This window comes from Asaia sp. A2 (assembly GCF_057319415.1).
In genome coordinates this window covers 28,548-51,526 of the sequence record NZ_JBXWTO010000012.1, presented here as the reverse complement: position 1 = coordinate 51,526, position 22,979 = coordinate 28,548, and the positions used below count along the sequence as shown (strand labels likewise).

22 protein-coding genes are annotated in these 22,979 nt (G+C 60.1%); 15 read left to right on the top strand and 7 right to left on the bottom strand.

Features of this window, described 5'->3' with window-relative positions; all coding sequences use genetic code 11:
- Nucleotides 1–94: 94 nt before the first annotated feature.
- The 5 genes from ACWNRM_RS11235 to ACWNRM_RS11215 are packed head-to-tail and all read left to right on the top strand — an operon-like array spanning nucleotide 95 to nucleotide 6,718.
- Nucleotides 95–595 carry a protein-export chaperone SecB gene (locus ACWNRM_RS11235; protein WP_485170860.1) on the top strand — a complete coding sequence of 167 codons (501 nt, stop codon included), beginning with the start codon at nucleotides 95–97 and terminating at the stop codon, nucleotides 593–595.
- A gap of 31 nt (nucleotides 596–626) precedes the next feature.
- Nucleotides 627–3,605 (top strand): glycosyltransferase, encoded by a 2,979-nt coding sequence (locus ACWNRM_RS11230; RefSeq protein ID WP_485170859.1) that lies wholly within the window; start codon nucleotides 627–629, stop codon nucleotides 3,603–3,605.
- Nucleotides 3,598–4,989 (top strand): M20/M25/M40 family metallo-hydrolase, encoded by a 1,392-nt coding sequence (locus ACWNRM_RS11225; protein ID WP_485170858.1) that lies wholly within the window; start codon nucleotides 3,598–3,600, stop codon nucleotides 4,987–4,989. The genes ACWNRM_RS11230 and ACWNRM_RS11225 overlap by 8 nt, the downstream gene beginning before the upstream one ends.
- A 14-nt stretch (nucleotides 4,990–5,003) precedes the next feature.
- Nucleotides 5,004–5,990: a 4-hydroxythreonine-4-phosphate dehydrogenase PdxA gene (gene pdxA, locus ACWNRM_RS11220; RefSeq protein ID WP_485170857.1), complete on the top strand. Its 987-nt coding sequence runs from the start codon at nucleotides 5,004–5,006 to the stop codon at nucleotides 5,988–5,990.
- The gene (locus ACWNRM_RS11215; RefSeq protein ID WP_485170856.1) at nucleotides 5,987–6,718 is read left to right on the top strand and encodes a pyridoxine 5'-phosphate synthase; all 732 of its coding nucleotides are present in this window, start codon (nucleotides 5,987–5,989) and stop codon (nucleotides 6,716–6,718) included. Before pdxA ends, ACWNRM_RS11215 begins: the two co-directional genes overlap by 4 nt.
- Here the strand turns inward: ACWNRM_RS11215 and ACWNRM_RS11210 are convergent.
- Complete coding sequence (locus tag ACWNRM_RS11210) at nucleotides 6,699–7,247, bottom strand: hypothetical protein (protein WP_485170892.1); 549 nt, start codon at nucleotides 7,245–7,247, stop codon at nucleotides 6,699–6,701. The genes ACWNRM_RS11215 and ACWNRM_RS11210 overlap by 20 nt on opposite strands.
- Nucleotides 7,248–7,392: 145 nt before the next feature.
- Nucleotides 7,393–7,878 (bottom strand): hypothetical protein, encoded by a 486-nt coding sequence (locus tag ACWNRM_RS11205; protein WP_485170855.1) that lies wholly within the window; start codon nucleotides 7,876–7,878, stop codon nucleotides 7,393–7,395.
- A 172-nt stretch (nucleotides 7,879–8,050) separates the two neighbouring features.
- Here ACWNRM_RS11205 and ACWNRM_RS11200 point away from each other — a divergent pair, with 172 nt between their 5' ends.
- Complete coding sequence (locus tag ACWNRM_RS11200) at nucleotides 8,051–8,275, top strand: DUF3126 family protein (RefSeq protein ID WP_485170854.1); 225 nt, start codon at nucleotides 8,051–8,053, stop codon at nucleotides 8,273–8,275.
- A gap of 407 nt (nucleotides 8,276–8,682) precedes the next feature.
- The gene (locus ACWNRM_RS11195; RefSeq protein ID WP_485170853.1) at nucleotides 8,683–9,732 is read left to right on the top strand and encodes a glycosyltransferase family 2 protein; all 1,050 of its coding nucleotides are present in this window, start codon (nucleotides 8,683–8,685) and stop codon (nucleotides 9,730–9,732) included.
- 99 nt (nucleotides 9,733–9,831) lie between these two features.
- Here ACWNRM_RS11195 and ACWNRM_RS11190 read toward each other — a convergent pair whose 3' ends face one another.
- Nucleotides 9,832–10,389 (bottom strand): DUF2939 domain-containing protein, encoded by a 558-nt coding sequence (locus ACWNRM_RS11190; RefSeq protein ID WP_485170852.1) that lies wholly within the window; start codon nucleotides 10,387–10,389, stop codon nucleotides 9,832–9,834.
- Nucleotides 10,390–10,631: 242 nt separating this feature from the next.
- Between ACWNRM_RS11190 and ACWNRM_RS11185 the strand changes: the two genes are divergently transcribed.
- Genes ACWNRM_RS11185 through pyk form a run of 4 tightly spaced genes read left to right on the top strand, consistent with a single transcriptional unit; the run spans nucleotide 10,632 to nucleotide 14,402 of the window.
- A complete protein-coding gene (locus ACWNRM_RS11185) occupies nucleotides 10,632–11,435 on the top strand; it encodes a HesA/MoeB/ThiF family protein (protein WP_485170851.1) in 804 nt (267 codons plus the stop codon).
- Nucleotides 11,432–11,809, top strand: a complete 378-nt coding sequence (locus tag ACWNRM_RS11180; RefSeq protein WP_485170850.1) for a DsrE family protein — start codon at nucleotides 11,432–11,434, stop codon at nucleotides 11,807–11,809. The genes ACWNRM_RS11185 and ACWNRM_RS11180 overlap by 4 nt, the downstream gene beginning before the upstream one ends.
- A 49-nt stretch (nucleotides 11,810–11,858) precedes the next feature.
- Nucleotides 11,859–12,872: an SH3 domain-containing protein gene (locus tag ACWNRM_RS11175; RefSeq protein ID WP_485170849.1), complete on the top strand. Its 1,014-nt coding sequence runs from the start codon at nucleotides 11,859–11,861 to the stop codon at nucleotides 12,870–12,872.
- Between the two features lie 42 nt (nucleotides 12,873–12,914).
- Nucleotides 12,915–14,402, top strand: coding sequence for a pyruvate kinase (gene pyk / locus ACWNRM_RS11170; protein ID WP_485170848.1), 1,488 nt, complete (start codon nucleotides 12,915–12,917; stop codon nucleotides 14,400–14,402).
- A 309-nt stretch (nucleotides 14,403–14,711) separates the two neighbouring features.
- Here the strand turns inward: pyk and ACWNRM_RS11165 are convergent, their stop codons facing one another.
- Together ACWNRM_RS11165 and ACWNRM_RS11160 are read right to left on the bottom strand one after the other, a co-directional pair.
- Complete coding sequence (locus ACWNRM_RS11165; protein WP_485170847.1) at nucleotides 14,712–15,599, bottom strand: prephenate dehydrogenase/arogenate dehydrogenase family protein; 888 nt, start codon at nucleotides 15,597–15,599, stop codon at nucleotides 14,712–14,714.
- A complete protein-coding gene (locus ACWNRM_RS11160; RefSeq protein ID WP_485170846.1) occupies nucleotides 15,596–16,654 on the bottom strand; it encodes a lysylphosphatidylglycerol synthase domain-containing protein in 1,059 nt (352 codons plus the stop codon). Before ACWNRM_RS11160 ends, ACWNRM_RS11165 begins: the two co-directional genes overlap by 4 nt.
- Before the next feature lie 270 nt (nucleotides 16,655–16,924).
- Here ACWNRM_RS11160 and hpnA point away from each other — a divergent pair, with 270 nt between their 5' ends.
- From hpnA to hpnC, 3 genes are read left to right on the top strand one after another with little or no spacing between them, the layout of a single operon-like run.
- Nucleotides 16,925–17,926 carry a hopanoid-associated sugar epimerase gene (hpnA, locus tag ACWNRM_RS11155; protein ID WP_023979839.1) on the top strand — a complete coding sequence of 334 codons (1,002 nt, stop codon included), beginning with the start codon at nucleotides 16,925–16,927 and terminating at the stop codon, nucleotides 17,924–17,926.
- Nucleotides 17,923–19,092 (top strand): glycosyltransferase, encoded by a 1,170-nt coding sequence (locus ACWNRM_RS11150; protein ID WP_485170845.1) that lies wholly within the window; start codon nucleotides 17,923–17,925, stop codon nucleotides 19,090–19,092. Before hpnA ends, ACWNRM_RS11150 begins: the two co-directional genes overlap by 4 nt.
- Entirely contained in the window at nucleotides 19,092–19,967 is an 876-nt protein-coding gene (gene hpnC, locus ACWNRM_RS11145; protein WP_485170844.1) for a squalene synthase HpnC, read from the top strand. The genes ACWNRM_RS11150 and hpnC overlap by 1 nt, the downstream gene beginning before the upstream one ends.
- 254 nt (nucleotides 19,968–20,221) lie before the next feature.
- Here hpnC and ACWNRM_RS11140 read toward each other — a convergent pair whose 3' ends face one another.
- Together ACWNRM_RS11140 and ACWNRM_RS11135 are read right to left on the bottom strand one after the other, a co-directional pair.
- The gene (locus ACWNRM_RS11140) at nucleotides 20,222–21,403 is read right to left on the bottom strand and encodes a pyridoxal phosphate-dependent aminotransferase (RefSeq protein ID WP_485170843.1); all 1,182 of its coding nucleotides are present in this window, start codon (nucleotides 21,401–21,403) and stop codon (nucleotides 20,222–20,224) included.
- A gap of 92 nt (nucleotides 21,404–21,495) precedes the next feature.
- Complete coding sequence (locus ACWNRM_RS11135; protein ID WP_485170891.1) at nucleotides 21,496–21,936, bottom strand: cupin domain-containing protein; 441 nt, start codon at nucleotides 21,934–21,936, stop codon at nucleotides 21,496–21,498.
- Nucleotides 21,937–22,108: 172 nt separating this feature from the next.
- On the opposite strand from ACWNRM_RS11135, the gene hpnD reads away from it, so the two are divergent.
- The gene (gene hpnD / locus ACWNRM_RS11130; protein WP_485170842.1) at nucleotides 22,109–22,978 is read left to right on the top strand and encodes a presqualene diphosphate synthase HpnD; all 870 of its coding nucleotides are present in this window, start codon (nucleotides 22,109–22,111) and stop codon (nucleotides 22,976–22,978) included.
- The last annotated feature ends 1 nt before the right edge of the window (nucleotide 22,979 follow it).

Genomic DNA, 22,979 nt, shown 5'->3' with positions numbered 1-22,979 from the left:
GGTCTTGATCGCCAAGTCATGACAGAAGCACTGGCGCGCTATGCTTGTCGTTGGCAAGCATAGACATGGAAAGATACAAGAGGAGCGGGACGTCATGTCGAACAGCGAAAGCAAGGAAACATCCGGGCGTACCGATCAGGCCGCCCTTGAGACATTGCTCGTCTCTGGCACGCAATATCTCAAGTCCTCCACAATTGCGTCGATTGGCGCTCCGGAGGTGTTCTTCAGTCTGCCAGCAAGGCCGCATATCGGTTTGCGCATTGATGTAAACGCACGTCAACTCGCTGAGGATCAGCCGAATTTCGAGGTCAGTCTGGCACTTCAGGGGATGGGGTATCGTACGGCACCAACCCCTGAGGCGCCTGAGCCCGACGCACTCTACAAGATTGAACTGGTTTATTCCGGGCTATTTACGGTGCAGAATGCTCGCCCCGATCTTCTTGAGGCGCTTCTTCTGGTCGAGGCACCGCGCCGGCTGTTCCCGTCTGCCCGTCATGTTCTGCTGAGCCTGATTCGTGAAGCCGGTTTCCCGGTCGCCAATATCCAGCCGGTGGATTTTCATGCGCTTATGCTGAGCCGCCGTGCCCAGTCCTGAGCTACCCACGCCTTGAAAAGACCGGACCGGTATGATGACCCAGACCCTCAATATTCTCGCCGCGATCGGACCTGGTGACGAGCCGCAATCCCACGTCCCACTCTGGGCTGTTTTCGACCCTCAATGGTACCGCGCGCGTTATCGCGATGCTGTAATCCGCATGACCGGTGGGCTGCCGGACGATCGCGGGCTTTACGAATTCTGGCTGCGCGACGGTGCACGTTATGCGCATTCGCCCAACCGGTTCTTTGACGAGATATGGTACCGCAGGGCACATTTCGATGTCGAAAACGGTATCAGGATGGGTGTTTTTGATTCCGGCTTTCAGCACTATTGCGAGACCGGGCATCGTGGGCGGTCCTGCCACTGGCTATTTTCGGAAAGTGGCTATTTTGGCCTTAACCCCGATCTGACTCCTGCGCTTGTGCGGCAGATGGGTTTTGCTAACGGCTATGATCATTATCTGTCGATCGGTCAGAAGGAGCGGCGTGTCAGTTCGGCGTTCTTCGCGCCTGACGTCGTGCGTGCCGAAATTCTTCAGAGGCGTCTGCCCTATGACCCAGGGACTGGCGAGTTTTCAAGGGTGCTACTTGGTGCCGATAGCGCTTCATTGCGGACCTCCTGGTACTTCGATCCGGTCTGGTATCTGGAGCAGTATCCGGATGTCAGCACATTGATCACGCAGGGAGAATATGCCTCTCCGCTGCATCACTATCTTTCGAACGAGAATCCTACTGCCTTCTGCCCCAACCCCTGGTTTAATGAGAGTTTCTATCTTGCGCGCTACGAGGATGTGAGCCAGCAGGTGCGCGCACGCGCTCTGCGGAATGGGTATGAGCACTTCGTTCATCACGGTGTTTTCGAGGGGCGCAGCCCCGATGAGGGCATCAATTTCGCGCCTGTATCTCTTGAAGGCGATATGCCGGGCTGGAAGGTCATAGGCGATAACCCTTATGTGCAACTGATCAAAAGGGCGGGGGAAGAAGAGGCGTGCGTTGTATCTGATCCGCCTTCGATGCGTGCGCTGGCATCTTTGCAGGCCCTGCGCGGAGAGACGCTTGTGCCGCTTGTCGCACGATCCCCGCTTGATTTCCGCTATGTCGGGCGGCCCGATCTGAGCGTTATCATCAATGCACCGGCCACATTTCTTGATCTGATACAGACCCTGGCCTCACTGCATGAGGCTAATTGCGGCGCAATGCAGGTGATCCTGCTTGGCGGGCACGCCCGTGATGAAACAGCTGATATCACCCGCTATGCCTATGGTATCGAAGTGATTGCCTCCCAGCAGTTGACCTTGCAATCAGGGTGGCGAAAGGCCGCCGCCGCAATTGCTGCGCGCAGGGTATTGCTGATTGATCCGGGCACCACGCTGTTTGCGGGGGCCCTGCAAGCGGCGCTGCTGCATTTCGAAATGCCGGAAGTTGTGGCCGTTGCGCCCCAGTCATTGGGGCTCGACCTACGCGTCATTGAAGCAGGGCTTTCGGTCGCCCGGGATGGAAGCTGCATGGCTTATGGCGAGGGTGCCGTGGCCTTCGCGCCAGCGGTGGATTTTGTGCGGTCCTGTGATGGTACGGGAGGGGGTGCCTTGCTGTGTCGGACAAGCGCCCTGCGCTCCATTCCGGAGCCGGATGAGGTGCTTGCAGGGCTTCGTATCGCAACTCACGTATGGGCCGGGTTGTGTCTCTCCCTGCGTCAGGTCACGCGCACAGGGCAAATCCGATACGATCCCAATTTCATGGTGTGTGTAGCACAGCGCGAGCCCGGAGCGATGGCTTTGATCGCACGGGAAACCCTTGTCCTGCGACGGTATTTTGCCGAGGTGCTGCGTGGCAATCTGGCGCATCGTCCGATTGACTCCGATGTCTTGCACAAGCCGGCCCGATGGGGGCAGCGTGTTCTTGTCATCAAGCGGGCGATCCCCGCAGAGCAAGACGCGCAGCGGACACGTCTTGCATCGTTGTGCGGGACTCTTGTGCGCCTCGGCCGACAGGTAACGGTTTTTGTACTCGACGAACACGAAGCCTGTACGGGCAGGGCCAGGGCGGCTCTGCCCGAGGATGTGGAATATCGGCGCGGTGGCGTGGATGATCTGGCGCAGCTTTTCGAGCAGCGGCCGCGTGGTTTCGACAAGGTCTGGATCATGGGCGGCCATACGCTCAATGCGGTGATCGATCTGTGCAACGAGAAGGCAGCGCTGCTGCCTGAAGAGGGATTGATCCTCGATCTCCGCTGGCTTGAAGCGGCAGAACGTCGTTCCAATGCCCGCAAGGTGCAGGTGGCACGTCACGAGACGGATGAAGCAGGATTTGCAGAGGCCTTGGCCGAGGAAGTAGGCAATGCCTGGTTCTGTCATCAGATCGTCGTTGCGGATGCAAGCCAGCGGGATATTCTGGGCGCGATCGGCGTGACAGTCGTGACAATCCTGGGTGACGATCTGACCTGTCGGGAAAGCCCCGGTTTTGATGAGCGGTGCGACCTGCTATTTGCGGCGCAGCCGGCTCTGGTAGCGGGTTATAGCGCTGCATTTCTGAAATGGTTCGTACGCGGCGTGATGATGCGCCTCCATGATCGACTGTCAGAGCCCGTCAGGCTTATCCTCGCCTGTGAGACGACGCAGTCTTACGAACTGGCCATGATCACGCATTATCAGAACGTGGCCCCGCTTCTTGAGGGGCAGGGAGATTTCCAGGCTCTCGCGGCGCACTGCCGTCTCATGATTGCGCCCGATACTTGCGATGGGTCGGTGGCTTTCGAGCGCCTGAGCGCCGGAGCCTGCGGGCTGCCTGCCGTAACGGTGGGCGACCAGCCAGTTCCAGGAGCGCAGACAGTGGCGCTCGATCTGGACGCATTTGCAGAGGCGATCATCACCCTTTATCAGGATCGGGAGACATGGCAGCGTCTGTCCGACGAGGCGAGGCAGCAGGCACAAGCGATGACGACCGTCTATCGCGACACGCTTGCCTCCTTGTTGGGGCAGAGCTTGGTAAAGGAAGAGATGCGTGACTGACAGCACGGCAGCGGTATTGCAGCAGGTCGATCGGGATCTGGAGAAAAGTCTGGATCGTCTTTTTACCTTCCTGCGCATACCGAGCGTTTCGGCCCAGCCGAAACATGCTGCCGATTGCAGGGCCGCCGCCGAATGGCTGCGTGAGGAGCTTTCAGCCCTCGGGTTCGATGCCAGCGTGCGTGAAACAGCCGGGCACCCGATGGTTGTGGGGCATGACCAGACAGCGTCATCTGGCCCGCATGTGCTGTTTTATGGCCATTATGACGTCCAGCCTACGGACCCGCTCAATCTGTGGAAGAGCGATCCCTTTGACCCCGCCATTGTGACAGAGGCCGATGGCCGAAAGATCATCGTGGCGCGTGGTGCATCGGACGACAAGGGACAGCTGCTTACCTTCATCGAGGCCTGCCGCGCCTGGAAAGCCATCAAGGGCGATCTGCCGTTGCAGATCTCGATCCTGATCGAGGGTGAGGAAGAAAGCGGCGGGGCCAATCTGATGCCGTTCCTCAAGGCCAATGCTGCGGAGCTCAAAGCCGATGTGGCGCTGATTTGCGACACCGGCATGCCCGATCGGCGCACACCGGCGATCACGACGGGTCTGCGCGGTCTGGTCGGTGAGGAAGTAGTCATCGACTGCGCCACGCATGACCTGCATTCAGGCATGTTTGGTAATGCAGCGCGCAATCCTATCGAACTGCTCTGCAAGGCGCTTGGCAGTGTGCGTGACGACAAGGGTCGTGTGACGCTTCCCGGGTTTTATGATGGGGTGGTTGCGCCGTCCGACACGGTTCGCGCGCAGTGGCGGGCTATTTTCCCGGATGACGCGGTGACACTTGGCCCGGTGGGGCTGTCGAGCGCTGCTGGTGAGGATGGCTTTACGGCCATCGAGCAGATCTGGGCCCGGCCAAGCTACGAGATCAACGGCATTTCGGGCGGGTATGAGGGCGATGGTTTCAAGACCGTGCTTCCTGCCCGTGCAATGGCCAAGGTTTCGTTCCGTCTGGTACCGGGGCAGAACCCGGAGCGCGTGCGTGAGGCATTCCGCGCCCATATCCGATCCGTCCTGCCGGTGGATGCCAAGGTCAGCTTTGCCGAGCATGGTGCATCGAGCGGCTTTGCCGTGCCGGAAGAGGGGCCGTTTCTGAAAACTGCCCTGGCCGCGCTGGGCGAGGAGTGGGGCGTTCCTGCCGTGTCGATCGGTTGCGGTGGATCGATTCCTGTCGTTGCCGAAGTCAAGGAAGCTCTCGACATGGACTCGCTTCTTGTCGGGTTTGCCCAAGATGACGATCGTATCCACTCGCCTAACGAACAATATGGCGTCGAATCCTTTCATAAGGGGATTCGTTCCTGGGTTCGTATCCTGGATGCCTTTTCCACCAAGTGACCCTTGAGGGGGGCATGATGCTGCCTGCACTCACGATGGGCGATCCCGCCGGGATCGGCCCAGAACTGACCGTCAAGGCCTGGGAGCAGCTCAGGACACAGGGCGAAGGGTTTGTGTGGATCGGTGATCCGGCTCTGATCGAGGGGATCCCCACGCAGATCGTGAACGAACCCGAGCAGGCAGGGGCGGTATTTGCCCATGCCCTGCCTGTTCTGCCCGTGTATCTTCCCGGCCCTGTTGTGTTGGGTCAGCCCGATTCAGCCATGGCAGGTCAGGTGATCGCCTCGATCGAGCGCGCAACCCGGCTGGCGCTTGAGGGACGTGTCAGTGCCGTCGTGACCAACCCGATCAGCAAGGCGGTGCTGAAAGCCGCTGGTTTCGGTTTTCCGGGTCATACCGAATTTCTGGCCTCGCTCTGCGGCGTGCCGGGTGAGGAAATCATGATGCTGGCCTCACCACAGCTGCGTGTCGTGCCGGTCACGGTGCATGTCAGCCTGCGCGAGGCGCTCGACAGTCTGGCGACGGATAAGATCGTGCAGGTTGGCAAGGCACTTGCCCAGGCTTTGCGCCGTGACTTCGGGATCGAAGCGCCACGTATTGCCGTGGCTGGACTGAACCCTCATGCGGGCGAGGGCGGGGTGATGGGCCTGGAAGAGCGGGTGATGATCGAACCGGCCATCAGGATTCTGCGCGAAGCTGGCATAGATGCCAGCGGCCCGTATCCGCCCGATACGCTTTTCACGAATCTTGCGCGACCGCTCTATGATGCGGCGCTGTGCATGTATCACGATCAGGCCCTGATACCGCTCAAGACGCTCGACATGGCCAGCGGTGTAAATGTGACCCTGGGCCTGCCCATTGTCAGGACATCGCCCGACCACGGGACAGCCTTTGCGATTGCAGGTAAAAACAGGGCCGATCCGACGAGCCTGCTTTCAGCCTTGCGTCTTGCGCGCGACCTTGGCGCGAGACGTGCCTCAGGCAAGGAAAAAAGACCATGATCCGACTTGGCGTGAATATCGATCACGTGGCGACCGTTCGTAATGCACGGGGTGGCACGCATCCCGATCCGGTCGGGGCGGCTCTGCTGGCAGCCATGCATGGCGCTGACGGCATTACGGCGCATCTGCGCGAGGACCGGCGCCACATACGTGATGACGATATGCAGAGGCTACGTCGTGAACTGACTGTGCCGCTCAATTTCGAGATGGGCGCGACGGAAGAAATGGTTGGTATGGCCTGCGCCTTGCGCCCTCATGCCTGTTGTCTTGTGCCCGAGCGACGCGAGGAAGTGACGACCGAAGGCGGCCTCGACGTGGCAGGCCAGATGAATGATCTACGCGGCAAGGTGGCGAGGCTCAAAGACGCCGGTATCCGTGTTTCGCTTTTCGTGGACCCTGACCCTGCCCAGATCGAGGCTGCCGCCGCAATTGGTGGACAGGTGGTGGAACTCCATACCGGCGCTTATGCCCATGACGACGGCGAGGCAGAGTTCCGGAGGCTTTTTGCAGGTGCGCAGGCCGCCACGGCAAACGGGCTGGAGCTTCATGCCGGTCATGGGCTTACTTACGCCAATGTGGGACGGGTGGCGGGCCTGCCCGGGCTGAAAGAGCTCAACATCGGACATTTCCTGATTGGGGAGGCAATCTTCAGCGGCTTGCCCGCTGCGATTGCCCGCATGAAGCAGGAAATCGCGACCGGAGCGCTGTTCAGGGCCGTGGTACGATAACCGGCTTCGATTTGTCGGTGTAGTTCGGCACGGTCTCACCGGACTGCTTGTTGTAGGTCGCAGACGTGCTCTGATTGGGTGCTGCGGGTGAATGGAAAGCGGAGACTGGTCCTAACGGGCTACCGCTGACCTTGCGCATGCTGGCCTCAGGCTGTCTGGCGCATCCACGAGTGATGATCGAGCAGATACCGTCTGAGCCGATAATCTCGTCGTCATCTCCCGTATAATGCACTTCGGAAACGCGATCATGGTCGAGGCGAATGACTGCCTTGCAACTTGTGCCTGCGCCTCCGAGCGTAACCTGGGTGATATTAAGGATCTGCTGGATTGGAATGAGGGTTGAATCACTGGCCGTAGGCAGGTTCATTGTTCCAACATACTGATAGATCTGAGTCGTATCATTAAGCGTCTTTGTCGACGCCGGAATCCCGGCGCATGCCTGCAGATCATTTGATGTCATGCCGATCATCGCGAGCTGTGCCCTGTGGGCTTCACGAGAGTCAAAATAGCCGCAGCCGGTTAGGCCCATAAGCGGCAGAACGCTCAGGGTGAGACGCAGGGTGGAGATCAAAGATTTTCCTCGATGCGAAAGGGTTTGAGAAAACGCGGAGCGCTTCCTCAGAACAACAAAATTTGATTGAACAAGTTCTGTCTGCCCGCTCGCAACGAGAGATTCAACGGGCGGAATGTAACCTTAACGCATTTACACACGACTCGCGTTGCAAGGCATACATGACGTCATGCGTGGCAGTGACCGCTGAATGGATCTGATGTTTCCATCGTGCTTCGCCCCCGCCGCATACGGCCAGCCCTGAGTAGGGGCTGTGCGAAATGGGAGAGAGAACAGCGAGACCCGAAAGGGCATCGACTTGCAGGCGGGTGCGAAGTGCCCGCTGCATGGCGGCTTTCTCCGACCGCGGCGTGTAGTCAAGCAGGGCACGTAATGTCCCGGCGCTCAGGGCAGGATCATTCGCTGCGACATCGCGTTCTACGCTGGTCCAGTTATGATTGAGTGTAAGAGACCATGCTGCGGCTCTCGGACCGTCACTGGAAATTTGCCTGGAGAGAGCTGAGCCAAAATGGGCGGGGATCCCCGCGGCATGGGCAGCGCTAAGGGGCGCGACTGCAAAAATCGCAAGGGCAAAGAGGACGCGATGCATGGCTTTCCCTTAATAATATGGCCTCTTGTCGATGACGATGGCGTGAAGCCTGCAGGTCAATCATGGCAGTATCGTGGCCTGAGGAGGAAATTGTGCGATACGTGAAAGATGGTTTCACAGGGGGGCTGGATGCTCTACAGATCGCTCAACCTGTAACCCCCCAGGAGCTAACATGTCTGCTATTTCCGCCTCTGAGTTATCTCGCCTGCAAACGACATTGCGCCGTCTGCTTGGCGCATCACAACTGACGATCAATCCTCCGGCACGGGCTGGCCACACGGTCGAGCTGGCTGTGAATGGCGAAGTAATCGGTACGGTGCACCGGGATGACGATGAGGGTGAGGTCTCCTACGCGATCCACATCACCGTTCTTGAAGAAGATCTTCCCCCGGCCTGAGCTGCCACGGCTTGCCGGCTGGTCCCCTGTGTCACAGGTGTTCAAACCCGTGATACAGTTGGGATCTGGCATCGGCAGGCGCTTGCCAGGGTGACTGTCCATTCCATGGCCGTGACAGGTATTGATGAGCCTCCCGGCCATCCAAGGTGCGGGCCGGACGACCGGCCGGATGTCACGGGGCCTGGCTTGCTGCCTCAGTTTGGCCTCTGTCCTCAATCATGCTGCTGGCAGTGTTTTAATCAGCGGGAGCAGGGCTCCCGGCGAAGGTGGCACCTTCACACCTTATATGCCCGAGATGCTCAGGCCTGGGTGAAGTGTCTGCATCCGGAAAACGGCACCGCGGCTTACGCCGGTCATCGCGTCGCCTTTCCCATGTGCAAGCCTGGCGTAAGAGGATTGTTTTACCCATGGTCGATTCAAGGCCGAGTTCTGTTGCCGTTATTATCCCTTTTTACAATGGCTCAAGATATATCGAGCGCGCCATAGAGAGTGTTCTCTCCCAGACCATTCGGGCCGACGAGTTTCTGATCATTGATGATGGATCAAGCGAAGCCGAAAGCACGGCTCTGGCTGAAATTGCCGAACGATCCGGTGTTATTGTGCACCGCAAGGGAAATGGTGGACAGGGCAGCGCGCGCAACCTTGGCGTTTCCCTGACGAACTCGGCCTATATCTGCTTTCTCGACCAGGATGATTTTTTTCTCAAAAACCATATCGAGCTTCTTCTGGAGCAGGTGCGGGTAGAAGATCCGCATTTTGGCTGGGCCTATGGCGAGTTGATGGAGGGTGACGAGGACGGGCATATTGTCGCCACGTCGATTGCCGCGCGTTACAGCAAACATCCGAAGATTTCGATCGAGGATCTCCTCGAGCAGGATATGCATGTCCTGCCTTCAGCCTCGATCATCAGCCGGACAGCGTTCGAGGCGGTGGGTGGCTTTGACCCTCAGTTCACGGGTTATGAGGACGATGATCTTTTCCTCAGGATTTTCCGTGAAGGTTATACGAATTATTTCTTTCCTCACGCCGTGACTGTCTGGTGCATTAACAAGAACAGCACGTCCTACAGCATTCGCATGAGCCGCAGCCGGATGCGGTATATAAGCAAGCTCTGCCACATGTTCGACTCAGACCCTGAGCGACGCAGTGTTTATGTGCGTGATCTGATCTTCCCGCGCTTCTGCAATCTGATCGCCGGCGAGGCTTTCAAATCAATCTACTTTTCGCGGTACGAGCATGAAAAGCGTATGGCGCAGCATAGTGACGAACTGGTTGGGATGCTGGACACCTTCGCATCCCTGGTGGCGGCCAATACCCGATTGCGCCTTGAGGATCGTTTGAAGTTACGGCTCTACCAGCTCTGTCTGAAGCAAAGGTCACGCCGTATGCTGGTCGTGCCTTACACGATCGCGCGTCTGCTGCGCCGTCTCGGTTTGGGTTTTCGGGCCAGACGCTGATTCTGTCGGTACACGGGCCGCTTTGGCCCCGTCTTTCGTCACAGGTTGGTAGAGAGACAGGGCTGGAGAGAGGAGACAAGTACAGCGCCTCAGCGCAGATCAGGCTGCCTTGGGAAGATCCAGTTGCGTGATCTTCCAATGCCACTGCTCGAATTTCATGTGTACAATGGCCGGTTTCTGACCGGGGGCTGTAACGAGCCCGGCCTCAAAGCGCAGAGGTGATACGAAATGAGCTGAAAGTCTGCTGTAGAGCTCGCTCATGCTCAGGGAAGCCGCAGGCTGGTGTCCTGTGACCATCTGGGAGGCGAAGGTCATGAGCAACTCAGGCGTCAGGCGCGTGTCAATCGCGTGCGAGACCGCGCTGGTCGCGAAGGATGATCCGAAATCCGGTAGATCGTCAGACGCTGGCGGTGGTCCGATCAGCGCATCGATCGCCTCGGATTTCAGGCTGGTTGTCAGCGCACTCCAGTCGATGTGCTGGGCAAGGGTCGTCGTGTCATGTGTGCGCAGGGCAGAGGAAAGCGACCAAAGTGCCAGATAGGGCGAAAGCGCATAAATGCAGATAGCGGCAACCATCAGGGCGCCAGCAATATGAGGCAGCTTCCTGCTGGATGGCCATGACAGCCTGTCCGGGAACGTTGCGAGTTCTACGGGCATTCCTGCCGGGGGCAATCCTGCGGGGTCTCTCATTTCTTTTCTCTGCGACTGGCGAAAGGGACGTGAACACGCAGCCTATGCGTGCCTTTATCGATCAAGCCGGTAACAAGCCTGGTTCCGAATGGCAGATGCCTCTGTTTTCTTCACTGAACATCACTATGCTATGGGATCGGACAGGCTCTTGTCATCTAAATCCTGAAAGCCGATGAAGTTTTCTTTCCAGGCCGGAATCCCTTTGCATAATGTCGTCCATTCTGCCCGATCTGACCTTCACCGACGAGGAACTGCACCGCTATTCACGCCATATCCTGCTGCCCGAAGTGGGTGCAGTGGGGCAGGGCAGGCTGCGCGACTCGTCCATCCTTGTTATTGGTGCAGGAGGGCTCGGCAGCCCATTGTCTCTTTATCTCGCCGCGGCGGGTGTCGGTCGTATCGGACTGGTCGATGATGACAGGGTGGAGCTGAGCAATCTGCAACGGCAGATCCTTTTTTCCACGCAGGATATCGGGGGCGGGAAGGCCGAGCGCGCGGCTGGAAGGCTCGGCGGACTCAATCCGGGTATCGAGGTCGTGCCGCACGACCTGCGCGTGGATATCGATAATCTGCGCTCACTTGTCAGCCAGTACGACCTTGTTTGTGACGGCAGTGACAATTTCACAACCCGATACGCGGTAGCTGATTGCTGTCATGCCCTGGGCAAAACGCTCGTTTCAGGTGCTGTGCAGCGCTTTGAGGGCAGCCTTTCCACCTTTGCGCCCCAACGTGGTGGCCCCTGCTATCGCTGTCTTTACCCCGATGCCAATGAAAACGCGGCGCTGAGCTGCGGTCAGGCGGGCATTTTCGGCGCGGTTACGGGGGTGATTGGCACGCTGATGGCGACCGAGGCCCTCAAGGAAATCCTGAATCTTGGGCGCAGCATGAGCGGTCGTGTTCTCATCTGGCACGCGCTGGAGGCGAGTTTCCGCAGTTTCGATCTCCCAGCCGATCCCGACTGTCCGTGCTGTGGCCGAGTGGCAAGGGCCGAGAGTGGGAGTAAGGGCATATGATGCGTGTCATGGGCATTACTCTTGCGGATCGCTCGTTCGAACGGGCTCATCACGCTTTTGTGCTCGCAGCAGGGGCTCTGGCTCTGGGGCGTGAAGTCGTCCTCTTCGGTGGGGGACTGAGTGTTGCGGCATTGTGCCGGGACTGGTCCTTGCTCGACGACGTGGGGCTCGATCAGATGTTTCAGTCGCGCGGGGTTGCTGGCTTCGAAACGCTGCGTTCCGCCATTTTCGAGCTGGGCGGCGAGGTGCTGGCCTGCGAGGCCGGTATGAAAGCGTCAGGTCTGACACAGGCCGATCTGTGCCCCAGTGTGCGTATCTGCGGTGTGACGACGTTTCTGGAACGCACGATCGATGCCCAGATTTTGAGCCTGTGAAGCGGCCCCCCTCTTGCCCCGAACGTCACAACTTGGCACCCATGCACGCATGAAGACATTCCGCATCGTCTACGGCATTGGGCTGGCGATTCTGCTGCCGCTTGGCGCACAGGCAGAAGCCGCGCCCCAGACGACCAAACACGCGACTCACCATCACAAACATGGCACGGCGGCGGCGTCTGCCAGTAGCAAGAGTGCAGCGCATGAGGCCTCGGCGCACCACAAGAAGGTGAGAGGCGCCGGGACGAAAGGGACTGGGGCGACAGCATCGGGCGCAACCGGGAAAACGTCCGCCAGCAACAAGAAAAAGCGCAAGGCTGCACGAGCGTCAGAGGAAGCCCGCGCAGCCCATGCGCGCAAACATCATGTGCGCACGGCGGCTGGTGTTGCAGCAGGCGCAGCGGCGGCGAGTGCCGCAACGGCGGCCACGGCTCAACCTGCCACGCCACCTGCCGGTGACGATGCGGCTGCCGCTGCGCCCGATGCAGCGCCGCAGGACAAGGGAACCAATACGGGCCTGCCCTTGCCGCGCTTTGCCGCAATGCGTGCAGACAAGGTGTTCATGCGCAAGGGGCCGGGTCAGCGCTATCCGATCGAATGGGTCTATCATCGCCGTGGTCTGCCCGTTGAGGTCGAGCGCGAGTTCGATGTCTGGCGTCTGATCGAGGATTCGGACGGTATGAAGGGCTGGGTCCATCAGGCGACGCTCGTCGGACAACGCACTTTCGTGATTCCGGGGCAACCACCCGAGGGTCACGCTGCTGCCGTGGGTGAGGCCTCGGCCAAATCGGGCGACGTGATTGGCAAGGCCGATGCCCGCGTGCTGGGTTATGTGCCGAACGAGACCGAGGCACGCCAGCGCCAGGGCGATACGCTGCTTTACAGCCAGTCGGATGAAAACAGCGCTGTCGTGGCCGTGTTGCAACCCGGGACAGTGGGCACGCTCAAGCTGTGCCCCCAGGGGTCAACATGGTGCAAGGTGGTGGTCAAGGGCTATACGGGATGGCTTCCCAGACGTGTGTTCTGGGGGTTGTTGCCAGGAGAGACGCTTCAGCCTAGCTGAAGCTATGATATGCAACGTGCAGCAAATGGATCGGAAATCAGTATGACGTCCTCACCTCAAGCAGCTTCGGCCCATGATACGGCAGCCCAGGGTACGGGAGTGAAGAAAGAGGCCGAACAGCGCCGCACGAAGATCGTTGCGACCCTCGGCCCGGCCTCCTCCACGCATGAGATGATCCGTACCCTGGCGCTGGCCGGGGCTGACGTGTTTCGCCTGAACTTCTCGCATGGTTCGCATGAGGATCATGCCAAGCGTCACGCCACCATCCGTGATGTTGAAGCCGAGCTTGGCCGCCCGCTGGCCATTCTGGCCGACATGCAGGGCCCCAAGCTGCGCGTTGGCACCTTTGCCGATGGCAAGGTGGAACTGATTGAAGGTGCCCGCTTCCGTCTGGATCTAGATCGTACGCCGGGTGATGCCCGTCGCGCCTGTCTGCCGCATCCCGAGATCATGCGCGCCGCTGAGCCCGGCAGCCGCCTGCTGCTCGATGACGGCAAGATGCGACTGCGTGTGATCTCCTGCGACGAAACGCATATGGAGACCGAAGTCGAAGTCGGTGGCTGGCTGTCGGAGCGCAAGGGCGTGAACGTGCCTGACGTTGTGCTGCCTATCCCGGCCCTGACCGAGAAGGACCACAAGGATTTCACTTTCGCGCTCGACCTTGGTGTCGAATACGTGGCCCTTTCTTTCGTGCAGCGCCCCGAGGACGTGCAGGAAGCCAAGGACATTGCCAAGGGTCGCGCCTGGATCATGACCAAGCTCGAAAAGCCGCAGGCCATGGAGCGTCTGAGCGACATCATCGCACTTTCTGACGCTGTGATGGTGGCGCGTGGCGACCTCGGTGTCGAACTCCCCGCCGAGGAAGTGCCGATCGAGCAGAAGCGTGCCATTCGTGAAGCGCGCTTCCAGGGCAAGCCGGTGATCGTGGCCACGCAGATGCTGGAGAGCATGATCACTTCGCCCACGCCGACGCGCGCTGAGGTCTCTGACGTCTCGAATGCCGTGTTCGACGGCACCGATGCCGTGATGCTTTCGGCCGAGAGCGCTGCGGGCAAGTATCCGCGCGAAGCCGTCGAGGTGATGGCCCGTGTGACGCGTCGCGTCGAGAACGATCTCGAATGGCGCATGCAGGAAGAGGCCCTTCGCCCTGACAGCGATGGCACGACCGGTGGTGCTATTGCTGAAGCCGCCTGGCATGTTGCCCAGTCGGTTTCGGCTGCCGTGATCGTGGTTTATACGCAGAGCGGCCGTGGCGCCCTGCAGATTGCTCGTGAGCGCGCCGATTGCCCGGTTCTGGCGCTGACGCCGGATGATGAAACCGCACGTCGTCTGAATATGGTCTGGGGCGTACGCGCCATGTCCGTGGGTCAGGAAACGCCGGTTTACGGTGTTGAAGGCGTGGTCGATCAGGCGGTCGGTCTGGCCGTTTCCGAAGGCTATGCCGAGAAGGGCGACAAGCTGGTTCTGCTCGTCGGCCTTCCCTTCGGGCAGCAGGGTTCGACCAACACCCTGCGTGTTGTCACGATCTGATCAGGGTCAGGTGCGGGGCTCTGCCCCGCGCCCGGGACAGGGCGCAGTTCCTGTATCCCGATTGGCATAGGCAGGTTCTTGAAGGATGAGTGTCCGTCGGTGGCGTGTGGGGCAAGGCCCCACGACTGCCAGGCGTACGAGCCCAATGTGCCTGCGGTGGCATCGTCCCGCACTCCAATAAGAGCTACTCCCCGCAGGACCTGATTTATTCAAACAGGTTTCCAAGGGACGACCGTCCTTTGGTGGGGTATGGGGCAACGCCCCATGATTACGACCCACCATCCCCTACACTTGCCAGCAGGCAGAGGCTCAGGCCTGACGATTTTCGAGCAGGGAACGGCGGATGCGTCGACCGCGTGAAATCGTGTCGACGATGGTTTTCTCGTCACCCTCGCGAATGGCCTTGGCCATGGCGGCGGCGTCCTGACTGAAACGGTCCAGAACGCTCAGCAGGGCGTCGCTGTTGTTCAGGAAGATGTCACGCCACATGGTCGGGTCTGAGGCGGCGATACGGGTGAAATCGCGAAAGCCCGAGGCGGCGAAGTCCAGCACTTCGGCACGCATGTCTTCTGCCAGCGTATCGGCAGTGCCGCAGATGGTGAAGGCAATCAGATGGGGCAGGTGGCTGACCATCGCGCAGATCGTGTCGTGATGATCGACATCCATGATCCGGATACGGGCCCCCATTTCACGCCAGAAAGCCGCGAGACGGTCGATATCGGTCTGCGGGGCGTGGGGGGCCGGCGTCAGGAGGCACCAGCGATCCTCGAACAGGCTGGCAAAGCCGGCATCCGGGCCTGAATGTTCGGTACCGGCCATGGGGTGGGCCGGGATATAGGCAATATCGTTGCGCAGATGGGGTGTCAGGGCGTCAACCACGCTACGGCGCGTCGAGCCGACATCGGTCAGGGTCGCGCCCGCCTTGAGGTGAGGCATGATGGCCTCGGCCACCGGGACGATAGCCCCGACGGGCACGCAGAGCATGACGCAATCGGCATCGGCGACAGCTTTGGCGAGATCGGCTGTGATCTCGTCGCCGAGATCGAGGGCGCGTACCCGATCGAGCACTGCGGGGTCACGATCGGCGACGACGAGGCGGTTGACCAGACCGGGACGCTCGCGCAGCCGACGCAGGACGGAGGAGCCGATCAGACCGGGACCGATGACGCAGAGCGTCTCGAACAAGGGCGTGGTCATGAGGCTTCGCTCCGTGAGGATGTGTCAGCATAATCGAGGGTTGCGTCGGCGGATGTCGGGCGTTTGGGCTGACGCAGGCGGCGCATTTCGGAAAGCTGCCACAGGGCCATGACAGGGATACCGATGGCGATGTCACGGCCACGACGCAGCAGCGACAGACCCAGCGAGATTTCAGCGTCCACGCCGAAGAAATAGCCAAGCGCGACATAGGCGGCTTCCTGAACGCCGAGAGCGGCTGGCACGAGGAACGAGGCGGACATGAGGCCGCAAACGACGCCCTCAATGGCGATAGCTCCCATGATGCCAATATGGGCGCCCAGCAATTCGAGCGAGAGCCAGGTGATGGCAGCGCCGCCGAGCCAGCAAAGAAGGTGGATGGTGGCACCCAGGGCGATGCGACCGGGGCGTGACCAGAGCTGATCGAGTTCGGCCTGGAAATTGTCCATGTTGTCGATCAGCGAGGTGCGCCAGCCATCGGCAATATGGTGGCCCAGAAAGCGGGCGGCATAATGGATGGCGGCCCCGCCACGCTGCTGCGTCCAGATGAAGCCGGCGATACCAAGCGCGAGAAGCGCCATGCCGCCCAGAACAGGCCAGGTGAACCTGTTGGTGCCCGCATGGTCGAACAGGCAGGCGAGGGCAATGATGACGAACACGATCTGACCCAGCACCTCGGTCGTGATATCCACGATATTGGTGGCGACAGCAGCAGGCCACTGGAACGGGCCGAGCTTGCGGGTGAGGGTAGGGATGCTACATGTGGCGCGTATGCCGATCACCATGCCGCCAAGCTGGGAGAAGGGCAGGCAGTTCCCGGCGGCGTCACGCACGGCGCGTGAGGCAATGGCCCGAAAGAGTCCGAGCTCGGGACAGGCACTGAACCAGGCTATGCCGAGACCGATATCGACCAGCGCCTGACCGCCGACGATGGACGCAAAGCCCCCGATACCGATACGCTGCATGGCGCTGAAAACATGACCGATGCCAAGCCAGGCCATGATTCCCGTAAGAAGGGCAAGGCCCATAAGGGCGAGAACAAGGGTGAGTGTTTTCAAGGCCAGTCGGTTCCGAACGTCGCAGGGTTGCGGAGGCGCATTGTCTGGCCAGGAACAGGCCCGGCAATGCGGGAGGTTGGACAAAGCTCCTGCGGCAATTTGCGAGTATGTACGCTGTCGAGTGCTCGCGGCTGTCTACACCAGACAGTCAGCTTTCGCTACTGCGTGGCTCAATATGACGAAAAAGCCATCAGGTGCAGGTTGCTTGTCCTTGAGCGAACGGTATGGTGCGGTATCGATTTGCAATAAATGAGAGCATCAGGGCCTATCATGGGTGAATACACGCTGATTACCGGCGCGACCGGTTTTGTTGGCTCGGCAGTGGCGCGTATTCTCAAGCAACGGGGCCATCGTATCAGATTGATGGTCCGTGCCGGGGCCGATCTTTCCAACCTTGAGGGGCTCGATGCCGATCTGGTGATTGGCGACCTGACGGCCCCTGAAAGCTTCGGACCGGCGCTGGAAAACTGCCGCTATCTCTTTCATGTAGCGGCGGATTATCGCCTTTGGGTGCCGGATCCGGCTGTGATGATGCGGGCCAATGTCGAGGGCACAAGGCGGCTCATGATGGCGGCGCTCGATGCCGGGATCGAGCGTGTGGTCTATTGCTCATCCGTGGCGGCGCTGGGGCTGACCAAGGATGGCAGCCCAGCCAATGAACTGACGCCGGTGACCGAGCATGATGTGATTGGCGTGTACAAGCTCTCCAAATATCGCGCCGAGCAGGAGGTGCTTAAGCTTGTGCGCGAGCGCGGTCTGCCTGCCGTGATCGTGAATCCTTCCACCCCGGTTGGACCGCGTGACATCAAGCCCACGCCCACCGGACAGATGATCGTGGATGTCGCGTCGGGCAACATGCCGGCCTATGTCGATAGTGGCCTGAATATCGTGCATGTGGATGACGTGGCCGAGGGGCACGCGCTGGCGCTCGAAAAGGGCGTGATTGGCGAGAAATATATCCTCGGCGGCGAAAACTATATGCTGGGCGATCTTTTTGCCCTGATTGGCGAGGTCGCCTGTGTCAAACCGCCCCGGATCAAGCTCAAGCAGTCATGGCTGCAGCCGGTCGCTGTCGTATCCGAATGGATGGCGCGAGGTTTTGGCATCGAACCCCGTGTGACACGAGAGACCCTGGCCATGTCGAAGAAGATGATGTTCTTCACCTCGCTCAAGGCGCAGGAAACGCTTGGCTATGCGCCACGTCCGGCGCGAGAGGCAGTGGCCGATGCCGTCACGTGGTTTCGTGAACACGGACGGATCGCCACCAAATGATCAGGCATTTCATGGCGGCCTCGGCTCTGGCAGCATGGGGGAAACTGCTTTTTGGACACGGGCGTTTCTGGCGCACAGGCGAGCGTCTTGCGCCAGGTGCCGGAGCGACGGCACTGAACTCTGGTGAAAAGATCTGGCCCGATGTGGCCATTGTCGTGCCGGCCCGTGATGAAGCTGAGTCGATCCAGGCCTGTGTGGCAACGCTGGTGCAGCAGGATTATCGTGGCAAACTGAGCGTGATTGTCGTGGATGACGGCAGTACCGATGGCACGGGTGATCTGGCCCGTCAGGTCGCTGATCCTCACGCCCGTCTCACCGTGCTCACGGGCGGGGCGCGCCCCGAGGGATGGAGTGGCAAGCTTTGGGCCGTGCATCAGGGGGAATGTCTGGCGCGTGAAAAAATCGACGCTGATGGCTTCGTGCTGCTGACCGATGCCGATATCCTCCATTCTGCCCTTCATCTTGAGACGCTGGTGGAAAAGGCAGAGCGTGACGGACTCGACATGGTGTCTGAGATGGTCGTGCTGAACTGTGAAAGCGCAGCAGAACGACTGCTTGTGCCAGCCTTCGTCTATTTTTTTGCAATGCTCTATCCGTTCGAGAAGGTGAACGACCCTGCCTCGCCGGTCGCGGGGGCTGCGGGTGGGACGATACTCGTGCGTCGGTCCATGCTCGAGCGTATTGGCGGGGTCGAGTCGGTACGTGGCGCACTGATCGATGACTGCTCACTGGCTGCTGATATCAAGAAGGCGGGTGGCAAGCTGTATCTGGGTCACAGCATGCTGGCATGGTCCATCCGGCCCTATCGGGGGGCTGGTGATATCTGGCGCATGATTGCCCGTACGGCCTATGTGCAATTGCGCTATTCCCCGGTCATTCTGCTTTGCACCATGCTGGGGATGATGCTGGTCTGGCTGGCGCCTGTCTATTTCGCCCTGTTTGGTCGCGGACGTGTCAGGGTCATGGGGGGCGCGTCGCTCTTTCTGGCCGTGATCTCCTTCCTGCCCACATTGTCGCGCTTCAAGCTCTCGCCGGTCCGTGCACTGGCCTTGCCGGTCATTGCTGCCTTTTACATGGCCGCGACCCTTGGATCGGCCGTCGACCATCACCGTGGTCGAGGCGTGCAATGGAAAAGTCGTTTTTATACCGAGGAGACGCACGTCTGATGAATGCGATCGGCAAACAGGTTGATCCCGTCTGGGGTGAAGCCGATGTGACCTCGGCCAAGGGCGCTGCCGACGAGAATTTTCCTGTCGGGTCGCTGCTGTTTGCCAAGGGCAACAGGGCGCATGTCACGGCCTACTATAATTTCGCACGGGTTATCGACGATATGGTCGATAACGAGCAGCTCTCTCCCGAAGCCAAGATCGCGCGTCTGCGTGGTATGGAAGAGGTGGTCCGTGGCGAGCGTGAGGCGCCCCAGCGGGCAGATGCCCAGACGGCGGTTATCCTGCGTCGTCATCTGCTTCAGACCGGCGTGCCATTCGAGACTGCTACGGACCTGATTACCGCATTCTGCCAGGATGCCGTGAAGAACCGCTATCAGAGCTGGGATGAGCTACTCGGTTACTGCCGGTTCTCGGCCAATCCGGTCGGACGGTTCCTGTTGCTGCTGCATGGCGAGCGGGCAGAAACGCTGCCTTTGTCGGATGCCCTGTGCAGCGCCCTTCAGGTGATCAATCATCTGCAGGATGTAACGGCGGATCTGAAGACGCTCGACCGCTCCTATCTGCCGCAGGACATGCTGGCGGCGGAGGGTGCCAAGGTGGAGGATGTTCTGCTGGCGCGCAGCAAGCCGGGGCTGCGTCGTGTGTTCGATCATCTGCTTGATGAGGTTGATCATCTCAATCGTCAGGCGGCGGCTCTGCCCGGACTGGTGCGCGATCGTCGCATGCGGGCGTATTGCGCTGTGGTCGTCGCGCTCTCGCATTGTCTCGCGGCACGTCTGCGCCGTGAAGATCCGGTCGCAGGGCGTGTCAAGCTGGGCCGTATTGATGCCTTGCAGGCGCTTTTGCGTGGGGTGCTGGCCCTGATTCGCTAAATGGTATCATGCCGATGCGACTTGCTGGGGAGCGAGTCGTTCTGGCTTTATCAAGCGGCGCTGCACATGACGCCTGTCCTTCGAAGAGGGCAGGGGTGCAGCTTTTGAAAGGGAAGTTTCTTCTGTGGTGAGGCGGGGCTCTGCCCCGTGTCCCGGAAAGGGGCTTGCCCTTTTCATCCCGCTCTTTCGACTAGGCGCGTTTGGGGCATAGTTTCCCTCAAGGCTCATGGGGCAGGGCCCCATGAGGAAACGCTTCAGGCCAGGATCTGGTCGAGCGCGGCGCAGAACGCTTCCATGTCCTTCATGGAGCCGACGCTGACGCGCGACATGGTGGGCCAGATGTCCCAGTTACGGCCGATTTCAACCTTCCTGGCGGCGAAGGCCGTCTTCATCTGAGAGGCGGGCTTCTTCCAGTCCACGAGGAACATGTTGGCCTGGCTGCCGGGCACGATACGGATATTGCGCTTGGCCAGATGGTCGAAGGTCATGCTGCGGGCAGCGATCATTTCTTCGCGTCGCGCCTTGATGGCGTCGGCCTGGGTCAGGCTGACAGCACCAGCGGCGAGGGCCACGATGTTCAACATGGAGATCATGTTCGGGCCGTCATAGCGCATCATGCGCTTGTGCAGGTCCGGACGGGCGAAGGAGAGACCAAGACGCAGGCCAGCCATGGCAAACATCTTGGAGAAGGTGCGCAGAACGATCACGTCCTTGCCCTGCTTCACCAGAGAAATCGCGCTCGGCGCACCCGAGAAATGGATATAGGCCTCGTCGACAATGATAACGGAGCCAGCAGGCTTGTTATCGGCCAGCCAGGCGATGTCTTCCAGCGGGGTGACAGTGCCGGTCGGGTTGTTGGGCGAGCAGATGTAATAGGCGCCCGCGTTGGGGTCAGCCTTGAGCATGGCGCGGACATCGGTGGCGTAGCCGTTATGGGCCGAGAGTGGCACGCGTGTCAGCTTGATTTTCATCCAGTCGGCGGTACGCCAGGCGGCTTCATAGGTCGGGTTGGCCGTGACCAGTCCGCGTTCGGGTGAGCAGAAGGTCACGACCGATCGACAGAGCGGATCGCTTGACCCGGGCCAGGGCAGGATGTGCTCTTCGGAAATGTTCTCGACGGAGGAGGCTGTACGCAGCAGGGTGGAGCGCAGGTGATCGGGCTCATAGCGGTTGCCGAAAGGCACCTGGGCCTGACCGGCGGTGACGGCGCTTGGGAACGGGCCGGTCCAGCACTCATTGCTGCCGATGCGGATCATGTCGGGGTGGCCCACGAACGGGTCATCACCTGGCGCCTTGATGGCGGCGAAGGCGGATGAGCCGAACTGGGTCAGGGCGGCGCTCATGCCGAGCAGGCTTGTCAGGCGGCCAAAATGACGACGTGAATATCCACGTTCGAGCAAATCTTCCTTGGCTTCCTGGGTGAGGGGCGCGGTCATGAGCGTGTCTCCGGTGGCTTTGATACCGGCAAGGTGACGGCTATTCGTTTCGATTGTCAAATCATTTTCGACACGGAATTGCGTCCTGCCGGTCAGTATTCGTTCTTTTCCCCCTTCAGGGGGACGGAAGTCGGAAGATTATTGCCGCCTGCGTAGGTGAGGATCAAGACTGTTGGTGTGTCGCCCGAGACGCCACGATGGGTGTCATTCATGCTTTCTGCAAAAGCCTCGCCCTGATGGAACACATGGCTGGCGCCGCTGGCCTTGTCCTGGATCGTGAGTTGGCCCTGCAGCACATAGCCTGCATTGGGCACCGGATGAGTATGCCAGGGCAGAGCCGTATGGGGCGGTATGGTCAGGCGTATCATGCTCAGCGTCGGCGCACCGGGGGGATAGGCTGTGTAGGGCTTGCCGTTCCATGAGCGGTCGGCCTTGAGCAGGTGATCAGCGTGGGCTGAAGCTGTTTCCTGCGCGTGGGACTGTCCTGCCGCGAACAGCGCGGTCGAGAAGACGACAAGGGTGAACCCGAGCATGGCGCTTGCGCGTCGGCGGATGGGTGGTCTGGCGATGGAGAAGGACATGGGGCGGGGCTCCGGAGGATGGGATAAGGGACGCGAACTGAACGTCTCCCAGGTCGCGCGGATTTTGCTGTTTGACCTTTTGCAGGTAAAAGGCGCTGCACTTTGATGATACAGGGATGAAGCGGTGAGCGGGTTTCAACAGGAAGCGGTGCTGGGCTGTTCCACGGCCGATCTTGAGCACGTCCGTGCCATTGTAACCCGGGCTGGCACATCTTTTGCCAAGGGCATGAAGATCCTGCCTGCCGAGAGGCGTTTTGGCATGTTCACGGTCTATGCCTTCTGCCGCGAGGTTGATGACATTGCCGATGGTGATGTGCAAGTCCCCGATCGCGCACTGGCCCTGAAGGAATGGCATGCCCGTATCGATCGCCTGTATGGGAGCGAGACGCGCGATGCCCTGGACAGGGCTCTGGTTGCGACAATTACCCGCTTTGGACTGCGCAAGGAAGATTTTGCCGCGGTGATCGATGGCATGGCCATGGATGCTTCAGGCCCGATCGTCGCCCCCGATGAGGCAACGCTTGATCTTTACTGCGATCGTGTTGCCTCTGCCGTCGGGCGTTTGTCCGTTCGGGTCTTTGGTGATTCCTCGCCTGAGGCGGATCGCGTGGCGTATCATCTGGGGCGTGCCCTGCAACTGACGAATATCCTGCGTGATATTCAGGAAGATGCCGATCGCGGTCGCCTTTACCTGCCGCGCGAACTGCTCGTGCGTTACAACGTGCCCACCGACCCGCAGGAAGCGGTGTATGCCGTAGGACTCGACCCGCTGGCCCGTATCCTGGCCGTGCGTGCCAAGGATCATTTCCGCGAAGCAACACGCGCGATGAAGCGATGCGATGGTGTTGCCATGCGCCCTGCGCGTATCATGGCAGCCTCCTATCGCCCCATTCTGACGGCCTTGCTGCGCCGCGGATGGCGTCATCCGGACCAGCCTGTGAAAACCAGCAAGGCAGCCCGTATCCTGCGCTCCCTCATTGCCTATTATCGCTGAT

What these genes read in the sequence shown, in the direction of transcription:
- ACWNRM_RS11175 (WP_485170849.1), top strand. Translation starts at nt 11,859, where the DNA reads ATGAAGACATTCCGCATCGTCTACGGCATTGGGCTGGCGATTCTGCTG.
- ACWNRM_RS11165 (WP_485170847.1), bottom strand. Translation starts at nt 15,599, where the DNA reads ATGACCACGCCCTTGTTCGAGACGCTCTGCGTCATCGGTCCCGGTCTG.
- pyk (WP_485170848.1), top strand. Translation starts at nt 12,915, where the DNA reads ATGACGTCCTCACCTCAAGCAGCTTCGGCCCATGATACGGCAGCCCAG.
- ACWNRM_RS11210 (WP_485170892.1), bottom strand. Translation starts at nt 7,247, where the DNA reads ATGGGCCTAACCGGCTGCGGCTATTTTGACTCTCGTGAAGCCCACAGG.
- ACWNRM_RS11230 (WP_485170859.1), top strand. Translation starts at nt 627, where the DNA reads ATGATGACCCAGACCCTCAATATTCTCGCCGCGATCGGACCTGGTGAC.
- hpnC (WP_485170844.1), top strand. Translation starts at nt 19,092, where the DNA reads ATGAATGCGATCGGCAAACAGGTTGATCCCGTCTGGGGTGAAGCCGAT.
- ACWNRM_RS11185 (WP_485170851.1), top strand. Translation starts at nt 10,632, where the DNA reads ATGTCGTCCATTCTGCCCGATCTGACCTTCACCGACGAGGAACTGCAC.
- hpnA (WP_023979839.1), top strand. Translation starts at nt 16,925, where the DNA reads ATGGGTGAATACACGCTGATTACCGGCGCGACCGGTTTTGTTGGCTCG.
- ACWNRM_RS11205 (WP_485170855.1), bottom strand. Translation starts at nt 7,878, where the DNA reads ATGCATCGCGTCCTCTTTGCCCTTGCGATTTTTGCAGTCGCGCCCCTT.
- ACWNRM_RS11195 (WP_485170853.1), top strand. Translation starts at nt 8,683, where the DNA reads ATGGTCGATTCAAGGCCGAGTTCTGTTGCCGTTATTATCCCTTTTTAC.
- ACWNRM_RS11235 (WP_485170860.1), top strand. Translation starts at nt 95, where the DNA reads ATGTCGAACAGCGAAAGCAAGGAAACATCCGGGCGTACCGATCAGGCC.
- ACWNRM_RS11140 (WP_485170843.1), bottom strand. Translation starts at nt 21,403, where the DNA reads ATGACCGCGCCCCTCACCCAGGAAGCCAAGGAAGATTTGCTCGAACGT.
- pdxA (WP_485170857.1), top strand. Translation starts at nt 5,004, where the DNA reads ATGATGCTGCCTGCACTCACGATGGGCGATCCCGCCGGGATCGGCCCA.
- ACWNRM_RS11200 (WP_485170854.1), top strand. Translation starts at nt 8,051, where the DNA reads ATGTCTGCTATTTCCGCCTCTGAGTTATCTCGCCTGCAAACGACATTG.
- ACWNRM_RS11190 (WP_485170852.1), bottom strand. Translation starts at nt 10,389, where the DNA reads ATGCCCGTAGAACTCGCAACGTTCCCGGACAGGCTGTCATGGCCATCC.
- ACWNRM_RS11150 (WP_485170845.1), top strand. Translation starts at nt 17,923, where the DNA reads ATGATCAGGCATTTCATGGCGGCCTCGGCTCTGGCAGCATGGGGGAAA.
- ACWNRM_RS11180 (WP_485170850.1), top strand. Translation starts at nt 11,432, where the DNA reads ATGATGCGTGTCATGGGCATTACTCTTGCGGATCGCTCGTTCGAACGG.
- ACWNRM_RS11215 (WP_485170856.1), top strand. Translation starts at nt 5,987, where the DNA reads ATGATCCGACTTGGCGTGAATATCGATCACGTGGCGACCGTTCGTAAT.
- ACWNRM_RS11135 (WP_485170891.1), bottom strand. Translation starts at nt 21,936, where the DNA reads ATGCTCGGGTTCACCCTTGTCGTCTTCTCGACCGCGCTGTTCGCGGCA.